Origin of the sequence: Streptomyces sp. 8N706 (genome assembly GCF_052245415.1) — a bacterium.
Classification (GTDB): domain Bacteria; phylum Actinomycetota; class Actinomycetes; order Streptomycetales; family Streptomycetaceae; genus Streptomyces.
The window spans coordinates 1-14,197 of the sequence record NZ_JBQQBW010000071.1; the positions used below are offsets into that span (position 1 = coordinate 1).

The following is a 14,197-nucleotide window of genomic DNA, read 5'->3' on the forward strand; positions in this document are numbered from 1 at the left end:
GCCCGGCGCTCACGACCAGGTGATCAGGGAGCCGTCAGCGGTGACGCCCATGAAGAACGAGAGGGTCACCCGCCGGCCCCCGGAGACGTTCGGCCGGACCAGGTGGTAGTTGCGCGGGTCGAAGAAGACCGCGTCGCCCACACCGGCCTGGACCGAGACGTACGGCTCGTCCGCCACGATGCTCTCTGCGTAGCCGTAGCCGTCCCGGTGCCGTTCGTCGGAGGGCTGCCACTTCCTGCGGTAGACCAGTGCCTCGCCGCCGGTCTCGGGCATCGCGAGGTGGCAGTTGAAGGCGATCTGGAACAGCGGGGTCTCGTCGACGACACCCGGGAACTCCCGCACCACCTCGTCGAAGTGCATCTTCGCGCTGGAGTTGATCTCACGGATCATGCCGGCGAACATCGGGCGGCCCTGCGAGGTGGCGCGGGTGACGGGCCGGCCCCAGACCTTCTCCAGCTTGGCGGTCGCCTCGTCCAGGGGGTCCGTGCCGAACAGGAGCCCGGAGCGCGACTTGTCCGACTGCTCGGTGTGCTCCCAGTAGGCGGGCGGCAGTTCCGGGTTGCCGTAGAAGTCGTACGTGGCCGGGCCCAGTTTCGCGATCCGCGGCTGCACGAGCTGCTCGTCGTAGCTCCCCATGTCGCAGGTCTCCAGAGACTGCATGATCTCCTCGCACTGGGCGCGGGTGAAGAAGTCCCTCACCCGGGCGGCGCCCAGCGTGCCCGCGCCGATCCGGGCCAGTATGTCGCGATCGAGGGTGTTCGTCTGGATCGCGTCGAACAGGGTGTACACGGGGGTGGCCGTGGAAGCGACGTTCTGATCCTGCAGAGCCGATACTGCGGACACGCGTAGGTCCTCTCTTGGGTCGCTGACGCACTGGCCATCGCATCGCTCAGGCGTCACGTGGCATTGCGTTCGCCGGACTGTAGGGCGGGTGGACGGAAGTGCCGGGAATGCGGTGGCGGAAAACGTACAGCTTTCAGCCCGTAGAGCTCCTGGGCGCTGTCCGACGACCGGATGAGCATCACAGGGGAAGGCCGGAAATCCCTGGCCTGGTGTCTTGTATGGGCGGACACCGGGAGGAAGGCAGCAGCACCATTGCGGCTGACAGCGGGGACGTGTGGCCGAAACTGTCTCCGGCTCGCCCTGTGATCAGTGAAATCCTCACACTTAACGATGGTGCTGTGAAGTCACGACTGCTTAACCCCGAATGCCCGTATGGGCGAGGACTACAGCGGTCGAGGTCCCGTGAACATGTGTAACCGGCGCGTATTCGCTGAACCCGTGGGCTCCCGGCGGACGGGTGTTATAGGGAACCCACAAATGAGATGCGGGCACGCGCACGAAAATGGGACGTGGGTCACATGGCGGCACGGGTAGTCGCGTTGCCTATCGGAGCTCCCTACTAATCTTCCGGTTCGGTCGTTGACAACCGGGGAGAAGGTTCTCGCTTTCCGGGCGGCAATGCGGGAAACTTTCGGCGTCATTCCGGAGCGGGGAAATCCGCACACGGTGCGCGGACGCGCGGCAGAGCGCGTGGCGAGGGATACGACGGGCGAGGGCGACAGGTGGAGTCCCGTGCGGGATCACGGGCGGCCGACCGCCGGCCGAGGTACCCGTACGGCGGGCGCGGGACGGCGGCGCCGGTTCACGAGTGCCCCCGGGGTGGTCGGAGGGGGAGGCGGACGGTTCGCCGGTCCGCCCGGAGTGGCAGGTACGGGGCGCGGCGGACGGTTCGCATGTCCGGCCGGGGCGGTCGGCGGGGGCGGGGCAATGCCCGCTCACCGACGGCCCGGGCCGCGGCTCCGCGGGTCTTGGAGGAATGTGCCGATTCCTCGTGGCCGTTCGTCCGGCGGTTCGGCCGTGTGTTCGTGGTGTGCGGGTGGTGTGTGACACCATGAGCACGCGACTTGTGGACGGTAAGTCACGGCGCGGATTCCAGCAAAAGAACGATGGCCAGTCCCACGAGGATGGCGCCGATCACGCCATTGGTCAGTCGCTGGACTCGCACGGAACTCAAGATTCCGCTGACCGAGGACGCAAGAGTGGCGACAAAAGGAAACCACAGGAGCCCCATAATGATGATGATCCCGCTCAACAGCAGAGTCATCGGGACGAATGGCGCACCCTTGGGGATGAACTGTGGCATCAGGCTGAGAAACAGGATGGGCGCCTTGGGATTTGCGGCGTTGGTGATGAATCCCTGGAGCAGGAACCGCATCTGCGAGGGCGTGTCCCGTGGCTGCGCCTTCCGTGCGGACGGTGCCGGGCCGCCGGTCGCGTCGCCCCGCCGGGCGCCGTCGTGACCGGCGGTGTCCGCGGAACCCGCGCGTAAGCAGGACAGCAAGGTCTTGCCGCCCAGGTGGAGAAGGTAGACCACACCGATCGTCTTGACCGCCAGGAACAGCCAGTCCGAGGCGGCGAGGGCCGCCGCGAGGCCTACGGCCGCGAGCAGCGTGTGCAGCGCCAGCCCGCCGACGACGCCGATCCCGGTCACGAGCCCGGCCCGCCGGCCGGTGAGCGCGTTGCGCAAGACCACGGCGAGATCGGCCCCGGGCATCATGATCATGCTGGCCGCAACGCCGGAAAACGTAAGGATATTATTGTTCATCATTCCTCGGCAGTGCCTGGAGCCGGGATCGGACAGGTCTTCTCGGTGCAGCCCTGAACGGCTTTTCTTTGCGCTGTTGGTAACACTTGGAGCGTTTCGGATTACTTATGGACAAGGGAAATTCAATGCAGGACTTGAGTCACTTACTCGCCCTGATCGCCGTGGCCGAGACCGGGTCGATCTCCCGAGCCGCGGCACGCCTCGGCTACACCCCGCCCGCGCTCAGCCAGCAGCTGGCGAAGCTGGAGCGGGGGGCCCACATGCCCCTGCTCGTGCGCCACCGCAGGGGCGCGCGGCTGACCGCGGCGGGGGAGGCCCTGGTCCGGCACGCCCGCAGCATCCAGGAGGTCCTGCGCTCCGCCGAGATGGAACTCGCGAAGATGCGTGACCTGTCCGGCGGCCAGCTGCGTGTCGGCAGCTTCACGACAGGAGGGGTCCATCTGCTTCCGCCTGTGCTCGCCGAATTGCGGAAGCGGTATCCCGGTGTCGCCATCTCCCTGCAGGAGTTCGAACCGCCGGCCGGCCTGGAACCCCTGGCAGAAGGAGACATCGACCTGCTCCTGACGCACTCGTACGTGTACGGCCGGGAGCACCCCGTGCCCCCCGGGCTCAGCTTCGACACCCTGCTGGAGGAGGAGCTGCTGCTGGTCGCAGAGCCGGGCCATCCGCTCACCGCCGACCCGGAACCCCTGCACTGGACGGCGCTCGTCGGCGTCCCGCTCATCAGCGGGCCGCCCGGCCTCGCCAACCGTGAGGCGTTGGAAGCCCTGTTCCTCTCCAATGATCTGGCCACTCCCCTCATCGCCTTCGAGACGTCGAACTACTCCCTGGCCTGCACACTGGCGGCGGAGGGCATGGGTCTTGCCTGCGTTCCGCGCATGACGGCGGAAGTCAGTCCGTCGCCGATCAGCACTCGCTCCTTCGCCGCACCCCGCCTCTACCGCATCGTCAACATGGCCTGGCGCGGTGGCGACACCTCGCCGATCGTGCATACGGCGCGTACCACCATCAAAGGCGCCGCCTCCCGGACCGCCCCCGTCCTGTGGGGGCAGCCGTGATCCGTGCCGGACGTGTGCCGCACGTCCGGTCAGTCGGTCGAGTCCCAGGCCGGGGCCATGTCGCGGGCGACGCGGATGTCGTCATTGGAGGCCCCCGGAGGGACCATGGGCCAGACCATCTCCTCCTGATCCACTACGAAGTCCACGAGGACGGGCCGGTCATCGACCTCTGCGGCCTTCCGGATCGTCGCGTCGAGTTCGTCGTCGCGCTCGCACCGCAGGCCCACGCAGCCGTACGACTCCGCCAGGGCCGCGTAGTGCGGCGCCTCCGGTGAGCCCGTGTCGGTGCTGAAATGGCGCTCGCCGTAGTACAGGGCCTGGAGCTGGCGGACCATGCCGAGGCTTGCGTTGTTGATCAGCGCGACCTTCAGCGGGATCCCGGCCGCCGCGCAGGTCAGCAGGGAGCGCCCGGTCATCTGGAAGCAGCCGTCGCCGTCGATCACCCAGACCGGTACGCCGGGGCGTCCGATCGCCGCTCCAGCGGCCGCAGGCACGGCGTACCCCATCGTGCCCGCGCCCCCGGAGTTGAGGAAGCTGCGCGGATGCTCCAGGGCGATGAACTGGCTGGCCCACATCTGGTGCTGGCCGACACCGGTGACGTACACCGCCTCGGGACCGACGATCCGGCCCAGACGCTCGATGACGCGCTGCGGAGCCAGCGAACCCGGCGAGGTGCGGTAGCCCGGGGGGTAACTGCCGCGCCAGCGCCGCAGGCTCTGCATCCACAGGTGGCGGTCGGCACGCGCGTCGGCGGCGTGCTGTTCCCGGTCGTCGTGGCGCACGGCGTCGACGAGTCCCGCGATGACCCGGCGGGCGTCGCCGACGAGGCCCACGTCCACACGCCGGTTCTTGCCGATCTCCGCGGGGTCGATGTCGGCGTGGATCACCTTGGCGCACGGTGCGAAGGTGGCCGGGTCCCCGGTGACGCGGTCGTCGAACCGAGCCCCGAGCGCCACGATGAGGTCGGCCTTCTGCAGGGCCGCGACCGCCGCGACCGCGCCGTGCATGCCCGGCATCCCGAAGTGCTGGGGATGGGAGTCGGGGAACGCCCCGCGGGCCATCAGGGTGGTCACGACGGGAGCCCCCGTCAGTTGGGCGAAGGTCTTCAGCTCCGCCGTCGCCTCGGCCTTGATGACGCCGCCACCGACGTACAGCACCGGGCGCCTGGACTCCGCCAGGAGCGCCGCCGCCCGGCGGAGCTGTTCCCGGTCGGGCACGACGCACGGTCGGAAACCGGGGAGATCGACCTCACCGGGCGGGACGAAGGACACGCCGCGGCTGCGCAGCACCGCCTCATCCAGGTCCACCAGCACCGGGCCGGGACGGCCGCGCGAGGCCAGGTGGAAGGCGGTCAGCACCGTGGCCGGCAGGTCCTTGGCATCCGTCACCTGCATGGTGTGCTTGGTGAGGGACAGCGCCATGGCGCACATGTCGCTCCGGCTGCCGGAGGTGAGGGCCACGAGCGGTACGGAGTCCATGTACGCGTCAAGCAGGGGCGTCACGATCTCGGTCGCCCCGGCGCCGGGCGACGCCAGGCAGACGCCCGTCCGGCCGGTGGCACCGGCGTATCCCGTCGCCGCGTGTCCGGCGTCCTGCCCGTGCGGCAGCTCGACGTGCGTCAGGCCGATGCCTGATCCGGACCGGCCCAGCACGGGGCCGAGCAGGCGGCCGCCGTGGCGGGTGGTGAAGACGGCCTCGGCACCCGCCCACGCCAGCGAGCGCACCAGTATCTCGCCACCCGTCGTCTGCTCCGACATCGTGTCCTCTCAGAAGCGGGCTGTGTGCTGCGCCGCGTAGCCGACCTTGAGCCGGCCCGACTTGGCCTTGATGGAGCGGACCGTGACCTCCGCCAGCAGACCCAGGTGGATAACGTGGGTGCCGCCGCAGAACTCCGTGGCGAGTCCCTCGATGGTGATGGTCCGCCGCCCGTCCCGCTCTCCCATGGTCACCGGCAGCGCCTCGGCGATCGCCTTCTCCAGCTCCGCGGTCAGTGACTCTGCGAGGCCGTCCTTGTCGATCTCGACACCGTTCAGCTCGTACTCGATCCGCGCCTGGCCGGGGAAGTGGTTGTTGCCGATGTGGCGGAGCCCCCGCGGACGGACCAGGGCGTCCACCAGGTGCCCGGCAGTGTGCAGAGCGGCGTGCAGGCGGCGCTGCTCGTCGTCGATCCGCGCCCGCACCCGCGTGCCCTCCGCGAACGACGCCTCCGTGTCCCCGGCACCGGGCGCCGGGGTGAGGAAGACCCACCCGGTCTCGCCGTCCCTGACCGGCGTCACGGGGACATCGGCGACCCAACCGCTGTCGTCGGGCTGTCCGCCGCCCTGCGGATGGAAGATGTTGTCGGCCAAGGCGATCCGTAAGGCCCCGGAATGACCGCCGGCGCTGACGACCTCCGTCTCCACGTCGTACGCGTAGGTGTCGTCCAGGTAGAGCTGACGCTGTTGAGCCACGGGATTCGCCTCATATCTGCGAACTCGAAAAGGAATTCGTGTGTCCGTGTTCTCCGCCCGGCCGTGGGTACAGCACTCCGGGTCGCAGTGAAGAATCGGATTCGCCGAGTATGGCAAGCGGCGCGTAAGTGCCGGAAGGCCGGACTCGTTTAGGGAGGCATAAGCACAGCTGTAGGCACCTGGCGAGCGCGGCCGCCCGACTGGCGCGGGGCTTACGGTCCGGGGCTGTTGCGGGGAAGGGCGGCGTGCCGCGCGCGACTCGGGGGGCGCGGCCGCCCGCGGTGCCGGGCCGGCGGCACGGGCGCGCCACCGGCGCGCGGGACTCCCGGCCCGGTCGCTCAGAGGCCATCGCCCCCGGTCTTGCGCATCACCACATTGGACCGCTCGCCGTAGTAGAGGGCCTGACCCGGTACGACGGGTGCTTCTCGTGCGGCAGTGTGATCAGGCCGAACGAGTTGACGTTCTGGTCCAGGACGGCCACCGGGCTGCGCATGGAGCGGGAGCTGGCCAAGGGCCCGGCCGCGCACGGCTGGGAGAACCAGCGCTGGACTGAACCCGATCAAGACGTGATCGGCCGGCGCTTCCACTTGACCTGCACCATCCGGGGCGTACGCAAGCTCCTGGTACGCAACGGCTGGTCCTGCCAGGTGCCGGCCGCCGGGCGATGGAGCGGGACGACGAAGCCGGGGTGGGTCAAGGAGCTGTGGCCCTGCGCGGAAGACTCGCGGAGGCCCGTGGAGCCTGGCTCGTCTTCGAGGACGAAGCCGGCTTCTTCGCGTTCTTCCAGCGCTGCGCGAACTCCAGCCAGCTGGCCGCGTATTGACGTGCGAGGCTTCCCACCAGGGTCCCGCAGTGAGGCGGCACGGCGGCGCTCAGGCCGGACCACTCGGCAACAGCGTTCTGCGGCAGGAGCCGCACAGGTCGCGTCCCTCCTCCTTGAGGCGAAGCGATGGATCCCGCAGGAGCTTCTCGAGTACCAGGCTGGGATCCGGCTGCCCCGGCCGCGCTCTGCCTTCGTGGCTTCGGTGCCCATCCTAGGCGGAGGCCGGGACCTGGGCACCGCCTCCGGGTGCGATGGCCGACGGTTCCAGAGCGGCTGTCTCACGGACCTTGGCGGCCTGCGATCGTACCGCTGCGGGTAGCTCGCCGGCCTGGATGCGATTGCGGACGTCGCTCGCCGTAGCCGGTGCGATACCCGCGAGCCGCGCGACCTCGCGCAAAGAAGCCTTCGGATTCTCGGCCATCACTTCGGCGGCTCGCCACCAGCCCTGCTCAGGGGACGAAGCCGCCCGTCGCGGCCCATCCGTGTGTTCAACCGCTGCTCGGCGCCAGTTGAACGGCGCCGGAGGGAGGCCACCGCCTTGGTCCCAGAGCCGATGCCCGCGCAATGGCCCGGTCGGACATCTGCGGATGCGACACGATGATCCGAGAGGCAGCGGCGCGCCGATCGGATAGCAACAGCGGCAGGACGTGGGCGAGGTTGCCCTGGACCGCACGCAAGAACGCGTCTTCCGCGGAACCGTCGAAGAATTCCACATCGATGGTCTCCTGACCGCGGACGACGGCGGCCAAGAGACGGTGCATGCCGTCGATCACGCGCATGTCTGAGCGGCGCACGAGTATGGGTGGCAGTGGTCCTTCGATGTCGGGCTGGGGGAGTGCGCTAATCAACGGCGGATCAGACGCGGACTACGCCATATCCAGTACCGCAGCGACCTCATAGACGGCTGCCTTACCGAGACCAGCCTCACCATCAGGCCAGCCTGAGTGAGCACCCAGACGACATCACGAGTTCAGCCTCAGTGACTCACAGGGGCCGATGCCATCGGGTCACACTCGGCCGCGGTCCGGGCGGTGATGTACTACCCGCCGTCGACCTCCAACCGTTGCAGGTTTCCACAGAGAGCGTTACTTCATCTTAGTAGGAGCAGCGGCCGGGTCAGTCGGACAGGCCGCTGCCGCCGGGAACCTCGTCGTCATCGACGCGCGACAAGTTCTGGACTTTGCGCGCTTCGTTCACCATGGTCAGCAGTGCATCCAGGGTCGCGGGCGAGAGCCCGTCGGCGCGCAGCGCGAGGTTGCGCACCCGCACGTCACGAAGCGCACTGGCCAACTTCAGTTGTGAATTAACCCTCTCTGCCACTTCCTCGTTGAGGAAGTACTCCGGCGGCACCCCGAAGAACTCTGCGAGTACATCGAGTTGCTCCAGACTCACATTGCGCTTTTTGCCGGTCGCGAGTTCCCAGAGATACGTTCCGGAGATCGCACCGCCAGTCGCCCCGCGGATCTCCTTGGCGAGCCGACTGTACCCGGGACGCTTGCGGTCATCAGGGTAGTGGGCGGTGATCAGCGCATTGAGCCGTTGGTCGAACTTGCGGACCAGCGGACGGCCAGTCTGGTCGGATGCCGGTTCTCCAGCGTCCTTGGCTTCCTTGGCGCTCATACACACAGCCCTTGCCTGAAGTGGCCACGAGCGGCCCGGTATGACCGCCGAGGCGAACAACTTGCTCGCCTATGAGTATCGGCATTCTTCATGATTGACAAGCGGTACACCAGTTGGCGTACGCTCGCCAAGCGTAACACGCGCTATAGCGGATGACTCAGGGTACAGAACAGGGAATACGCATCATGCGGGCCACGGACCAGGTGCAGCTGCCGCGCCAAAGGCGCCTCCAGGTCTCTTCGCACCGGTTCCCCTAGCTCCGACCAAGCCGCTGACGCCCAGTCACATCAAGGTCTGCTGTGGGCGGACGTCATGAGCAGGGCGACCGGTCTGGTCCACGAGGTGGAGCAGCTGTACAGCCACGCCATCGGCGTTTCCAATGCCCAGACCCTGGGCTTCTGGTCCTATCTGGAAGCACGCTCACCCGGGCACTGATTTCAGTCGACTCGACGAGGGAGCAGATCGTCTCGCTGTACGTGGAGTTCCAGCAGCAGCGGGAGGCCGGCGGCACCGAGGATCTCACCAGTCACCGCGACGCGGTGGACGGCAGGGGTGGTTACACCCGGGGGGCGGATCTTCGATCTGTGGGCGGCCCGGTTTCGTGAACTGAACATCCCCGACCCGGGCTACGAGCCCACCGCAAGCCACCCCTTAGCCTCGGCGAGACGCTGGAGGTGGTCACGCGGCGCAGGTTATGCGTGGACCACCGGCCCTGGCCCGGCCCGGTCCACCTGGACTGTACCCGGTACGGGCTGCCGCTGCGTCAGATCGTGGTGGGACGGGCAGGCCAACTACACCTCGCCGCGGCACTGCGCGAGGTCCCTCCCTGACCGGGTGCTACGACGAGATCGTACTGGCCTGCGACCGTAAATCACTGCCCGACTACATGCTGCTCCGCCAGTGCTGACCGCCTTGGGCGCCACGGTCTCCGTGATGGGTGCCGGCCGGGTGCGGGTGGACGGGCAGCTGCGTTCCAGCGGGTACGGCGGCTGGGAGGGCCGATCGGCGGCTCCGCTGGCCCGCCAGGTCCTGCCCCTCGTCGGATCCCCGTCTACCGACTTGGGGTGCGCTTGTACTTCATCGCGACGCTCGGGCAGGGCGACCGGGAGCCGTTCCGACGCGATCTGATGTGGCGCTGCATGGCGCGGGCCGGAGTTCATCGAACCGGGGGGAGACCGCCTCGGAGGCGGACCTGGCGGACTTCCTGCACCGTCACGCCCGACCGTACAGCTATGTCCCCCCCCCTACCGGCTCACGTCCGCGCTGCTGGCCCGCGGCCCGCCCTGCGCCCGGTCGTCCGCTGTTGGAGAAGGTGTTCACCTGAGATGTTCACCCAAGAAGAGTTACGCCTGGCACTTGCGGCGCGGGTCGGCAAGGCCGGTGCGACCGGCGAGCGCGCCCGGCGGTCGCAGTGCTGGCCGCCTTCGACCCCGCGGTTCTCGCCGCCTCCGCCCTGGAGTTCGCGGCCGCGCTCCCCCTCGACCTCCGGTGGCACTGGCTGCATGACTTCACCAGAACGCTGTTCCTGGCCGGCACCCCGCATAACCTGGCCCGCCGACTGCCGCCCACGACGCTCTCCGCCGACGGGCAGGTGTCCTGGTACGCAAGCGCCCCTGCACCGCGTTACCGAGAGTTGCGGCTGCTCGTGCGCCCTGTGCACGGGCAGCTCCGTGCGGACCTGCCGCGCCGCTACGTGGTGGACGTCCCCAGGCGCCGCAGGGCGGCGCCGGCCGCCGGCCACAGCGATGGCGGATCACCCTGGATGTGCACGGCCTGTCCCTTCCGCAGTACTTGGTCCATCTCGGCCACACCCTGGCCGAGTCGGTGCTCACCGGAGTGCCCCCCCGGTCCGGCGACCGGATCACCACCGTCCACGTCCGCCGGGTGACCGCCCCCGCCCGGCGGCCGCTCCTATCTGCGGGTGCACCAGGGCCTCGACGACCCGCAGTTGCTGCGGGCGTCCGCCTGTCTCGCCGAGGAGGACGCGCATGGCTGAGTTTTGGGTGCTGCTGGGCACCGACTACGCCGGGAAGTCCTCGGTGCTGGTGGAGTTGACCCGGAAGGACGGCCGGTTATCACTCGTCTCCCTACGACCCCGCGCTGCTGCCTCCGCTCTATGCACTGCTCACCGCCCTGCAGGGCTCGCTGGCCGACGCCCTGCAGGACCGCGAGGGCCGGTTCTCTCCCAACTACGTGCTCGCGCTGCTGCGTGTCGCCGTCGTCTACCTGCGTGACCAGGTACGAGACTCCCCTGAGGGCCGCATCCCCTTGCTCGACTCCTACTACTACAAGATCGTGGCGAAGTGCCGGCCGCTCGGCCTGAACAACGGTTTGCTCTTCTCGATGTGGGAGTCGTTCCCGCAGCCTGTGCAGGTGTGGTCTTCTGGACTCCGCCCCCGGCACAGCGGCGCAGTGGTGAGGGTGCCCGGGTCAACCCGTTCGAGACGTACGACGGTGCCCCGGTATAGCCCGGCTTCGCCCGCTTTCAACGTAACCTGCACCGTTGCCCCATCGAGGAAGTCAGCCATCTCCCCGTCATCCACATACCGGTCCAGGACAGCGTGGGGGCCACCACCTCCGCCGTCGAATGGGCCGTCAAGGAGTGAACATGGCCGCTGACACCGTGCGCGCTGGGCCTCACGAGCTACGGCATCGACGGGACCGGTCAGGCGAATACCGCGCCGACAGCTGGCGTACACCATCACTTCGACGGCGATGCGCAAATCAGTCCCGGCACGCCTATCGCCCGTATTAAGGATGCGTGTACGACGTCCGGCAGGGACTGGGATTTCAGCCACCTGAGCCTCCGACGTAGCACTGTCCGAGATCATGCTTGTCAGCTATGGCGTACACAGATATCCATGTATGCACTAGCCGCTCGTGACGGGACTTTCAGGCCTGGCTGCGGGCTCGATGCGAGGGGATGGGTCATGAACAGCGGATCGGCACGTCACGAGTCTGACCGCCCGTTGTTGCGGAAGCTCGACCAGCGCCTCAACGAACTGTTTCAGGCCATCTATCCGGATGAGCGCAAGAGACCCGGCTGCGCCCGGCTTGCCAGGAGATCCGCGAAGCTACAGGCGTCACGATCTCCGGAGCGTACCTACAGGAACTGGCTACGGGGCATAAAAACGTAACGTCACGTTGGAACAGCTCGACGCCCTCGCGGAGCTTTTTGGAGTCCCCCCAGAGTACTTCCTCAACGAGGAAGTCTCGGAGGCGGTCAGAGCCCAATGGCGATGGCCACAGCCCTGCGCGACATTAAGATTCGCAACTTGGCTCTGCGAGCCGAAGGCTTGTCCCCGACCAGCCTGGAAGCTCTTCTGATGATGGTGAACGAAGCACGCAGGGTTCCAGGATCTGCCTGACGTCAGTTATTCCGAGACGGAGAACCTGCAAACGAACATCCGAGATGAGATGGAACCCTATCCATTTACATGACAGCTGACGGGAGGCGGAATCATCGTGCCCACCATCATGACCGCCTATCGACGTTGTCCGAGGAAGGGCGAGGAAGAGCCCATGCGGTACCAATACCTCAGACTGCGTCAGCGCTGTCAGTCTGTGGTCGACCAGATCGACTTCCCCCGGCCGTTCTCGGCCGACGCCCTGTGCCAGAGCATCGCCCGGCAACGCGGAAGGGAGATTCATCTTCATCCCCTGCCGAAGGCTGCCTCGTCGGCCGGCGCCTGCGGCGTCTGGCTCGCCACCGCCACCGACGACCACATATTTTTCGAGAGTCAAACCTCACGGGTGCATCAGGAGCACATAATGCTCCACGAACTGGCCCACTTGCTGTTCAACCATCACGCAGTGAGCGCGGAGTACACCGAAGTGGTGGGGAACCTTCTGCCCGATCTGGACGACAGCCTGGTGACCCGTGTCCTCGGACGCGCCAACTACACAACGCGCCAGGAACAGGAAGCGGAGATGCTTGCGAGTCTGATACGGACGAGCGCAGACCAAGCGCCCCAGAGCCAACCTCGCAGCGTAACCAGCAGGCTGGGAGCAGCCTTGGGGATAGAGGCATCGGAACATGACTGAAATGAGGGACCTCGGGCGATCGCTCACCCTACCCCAGCATTCTGCTTCTCTGGCTCGCGATCCTCGTGCGCCTTCCGGGAGCCGTTCGCCATCCGCACCAACGCGCACTGGCGAAGAACTTGGTCGGGGTGCTGCCGACCGGCGCCGTGCTGTGCATTGTCGCTTCCTCCACCAGTAGCCGTCGCCTCCGAAACGCGCTGGATGAGGTGCTCGGGGGTGGTGAAGGCGACGTTCGGGAGCCAGCCGCGCCGGCGCAGGGACCAGATGCCTTCGACGGGGTGCGTAGGGCGGCAGGTAGGAGATAGTCAGCCAATCCCGTGAGGTGACGACCTCGCTTGGTCCGGCCTCCTTGTGGACGTTCAAGTTGTCCCAGACGAGCACCATCGGTCCGCCGGGCTGCTGGTAGGTCAAAGGTTTTGCAGACAAGGCGAGTCAGCCGACCTCTTCCAGGACTTGCTTATTATCGGCAGTCTCTTCCTCTTCGCGTGCCTCCAGTTGTTCGGCGAACTGGTACCAGTCACGCGAACAGGAGTAGGCGAGTTCTGTGACGGCGCGCCGCCAGCGGCTGGGAATCCACTCGATGAGCCGCTGCTGCTGCCGTTTGTCGACGACGTGTGTGGCGAACAGGCGTAACAGGAGCCGACCCTCCTCGGACATACGCAGCTGCGGATCCCGCATGAGCGCTTGCATCGCCGTCTTCCGGTCCAGGCCCCCGATGGCAGCGCTGGTGCCGCCGTCCCTCACGGCGCGGGCCGCCTGCACGGCGTTGAGCTCGGCCCTGCGCTGGCGGGGAGGAACCGGGTCCTCGTTGCGCTGAAGGCGATGGCGCACATCACGCACGGTGCCGGGCGAGACACCGGCCGCCTTGGCAACCTCCCGCAGTGAGGCCTCGGGGTTCTCCAGAAGCAGAGTGCTCGCCAGCCTGCGCTTCTCCGCGCTGTTGACCGGACGAGCCTTGCCGTCCCGCCCAATCCGCATGCGCAACTGGGGAACTCCCCCAGTTGCTGACCGCCGGCGAATCGCAGCGACGGTCTTGGCCGCCAGCCCGGTCGCTGCGGCGACCGCGCGATCTGACCACTCCGGGTGCGACTTGACGATGCGTCCTGCTGCCGCGGTGCGGTCGGACAGAGGCAGCGGCAGACCATGTTGCACATTGGACTCAACAGCAAGTACAAATGCGTCCTTCTCACTTCCATCGAAGAACTTGACGTCGATTTCATCCCGACCCTGCAAGATCGCAGCGCGCAGTCGATGCATCCCATCGATAATTCTCATCGACGAGCGATGCACGATGATCGGGGGAAATACAGTCTCGGACTGAGCCAGCGTGTGAGCGTGCTCTATATTTTCCCCGGCAAGGCGTGGCGAGTCTGCCGTAACCAGCGAAGCAACGGATACGCTTTCAACCTTCGGATCCAATAAACCATTCGTGCGTGACGGCCTCATGGATGCGCCTTGCAACATCATGCACCCCTCCCTACGTCGTGAAGGCTTGCCTGGGGTTATTCAGCCCGAGAAGTCTGGGTACCGGCTTGAAGTGAGGGAATCAGGACGGCGTCGCAATGCCGAACCCGGCCTCAAGATGAGCGTGCCA

Annotated in this window: 11 protein-coding genes and 4 pseudogenes; 7 read left to right on the top strand and 8 right to left on the bottom strand. The window is 67.2% G+C overall.

Features of this window, described 5'->3' with window-relative positions:
• Positions 1-9: 9 nt before the first annotated feature.
• The gene (locus ACTWQE_RS23285; RefSeq protein WP_443330978.1) at positions 10-843 is read right to left on the bottom strand and encodes a 2OG-Fe(II)-dependent halogenase WelO5 family protein; all 834 of its coding nucleotides are present in this window, start codon (positions 841-843) and stop codon (positions 10-12) included.
• A gap of 1,078 nt (positions 844-1,921) precedes the next feature.
• Positions 1,922-2,608: a LysE family translocator gene (locus ACTWQE_RS23290; protein WP_443330979.1), complete on the bottom strand. Its 687-nt coding sequence runs from the start codon at positions 2,606-2,608 to the stop codon at positions 1,922-1,924.
• A gap of 134 nt (positions 2,609-2,742) precedes the next feature.
• Between ACTWQE_RS23290 and ACTWQE_RS23295 the strand changes: the two genes are divergently transcribed.
• Positions 2,743-3,666, top strand: a complete 924-nt coding sequence (locus ACTWQE_RS23295; RefSeq protein ID WP_443330980.1) for a LysR family transcriptional regulator — start codon at positions 2,743-2,745, stop codon at positions 3,664-3,666.
• Positions 3,667-3,695: 29 nt separating this feature from the next.
• On the opposite strand, the gene ilvB is transcribed toward ACTWQE_RS23295, so the two are convergent.
• Complete coding sequence (gene ilvB, locus ACTWQE_RS23300; protein ID WP_443330981.1) at positions 3,696-5,423, bottom strand: biosynthetic-type acetolactate synthase large subunit; 1,728 nt, start codon at positions 5,421-5,423, stop codon at positions 3,696-3,698.
• Positions 5,424-5,432: 9 nt separating this feature from the next.
• Complete coding sequence (locus ACTWQE_RS23305) at positions 5,433-6,116, bottom strand: alanyl-tRNA synthetase (RefSeq protein WP_443330982.1); 684 nt, start codon at positions 6,114-6,116, stop codon at positions 5,433-5,435.
• A gap of 488 nt (positions 6,117-6,604) precedes the next feature.
• Here ACTWQE_RS23305 and ACTWQE_RS23310 point away from each other — a divergent pair.
• Positions 6,605-6,888, top strand: a pseudogene (locus ACTWQE_RS23310) (helix-turn-helix domain-containing protein); the annotation flags it as partial.
• 539 nt (positions 6,889-7,427) lie between these two features.
• Here the strand turns inward: ACTWQE_RS23310 and ACTWQE_RS23315 are convergent.
• Entirely contained in the window at positions 7,428-7,718 is a 291-nt protein-coding gene (locus ACTWQE_RS23315) for a hypothetical protein (RefSeq protein ID WP_443330983.1), read from the bottom strand.
• 69 nt (positions 7,719-7,787) lie between these two features.
• Here ACTWQE_RS23315 and ACTWQE_RS23320 point away from each other — a divergent pair.
• Positions 7,788-7,883: pseudogene (locus ACTWQE_RS23320) on the top strand (transposase); the annotation flags it as partial.
• Positions 7,884-8,055: 172 nt separating this feature from the next.
• Here ACTWQE_RS23320 and ACTWQE_RS23325 read toward each other — a convergent pair.
• A complete protein-coding gene (locus tag ACTWQE_RS23325; RefSeq protein WP_443330984.1) occupies positions 8,056-8,559 on the bottom strand; it encodes a hypothetical protein in 504 nt (167 codons plus the stop codon).
• A 312-nt stretch (positions 8,560-8,871) separates the two neighbouring features.
• Between ACTWQE_RS23325 and ACTWQE_RS23330 the strand changes: the two genes are divergently transcribed.
• From ACTWQE_RS23330 to ACTWQE_RS23345, 4 genes and pseudogenes are all read left to right on the top strand, one after another.
• The gene (locus ACTWQE_RS23330) at positions 8,872-8,994 is read left to right on the top strand and encodes a hypothetical protein (RefSeq protein ID WP_443330985.1); all 123 of its coding nucleotides are present in this window, start codon (positions 8,872-8,874) and stop codon (positions 8,992-8,994) included.
• 976 nt (positions 8,995-9,970) lie between these two features.
• A pseudogene (locus ACTWQE_RS23335) lies at positions 9,971-10,207 on the top strand (DUF6182 family protein); the annotation flags it as partial.
• Positions 10,208-10,323: 116 nt separating this feature from the next.
• A complete protein-coding gene (locus ACTWQE_RS23340) occupies positions 10,324-10,614 on the top strand; it encodes a hypothetical protein (RefSeq protein ID WP_443330986.1) in 291 nt (96 codons plus the stop codon).
• A 1,509-nt stretch (positions 10,615-12,123) separates the two neighbouring features.
• A complete protein-coding gene (locus ACTWQE_RS23345; RefSeq protein ID WP_443330987.1) occupies positions 12,124-12,603 on the top strand; it encodes a hypothetical protein in 480 nt (159 codons plus the stop codon).
• 197 nt (positions 12,604-12,800) lie between these two features.
• On the opposite strand, the pseudogene ACTWQE_RS23350 reads toward ACTWQE_RS23345, so the two are convergent.
• Both ACTWQE_RS23350 and ACTWQE_RS23355 read right to left on the bottom strand, forming a co-directional pair.
• Positions 12,801-13,008 (bottom strand): annotated as a pseudogene (locus tag ACTWQE_RS23350) (transposase); the annotation flags it as partial.
• 27 nt (positions 13,009-13,035) lie between these two features.
• Positions 13,036-14,070: a ParB/RepB/Spo0J family partition protein gene (locus tag ACTWQE_RS23355; protein ID WP_443330988.1), complete on the bottom strand. Its 1,035-nt coding sequence runs from the start codon at positions 14,068-14,070 to the stop codon at positions 13,036-13,038.
• Positions 14,071-14,197 lie beyond the last annotated feature (127 nt).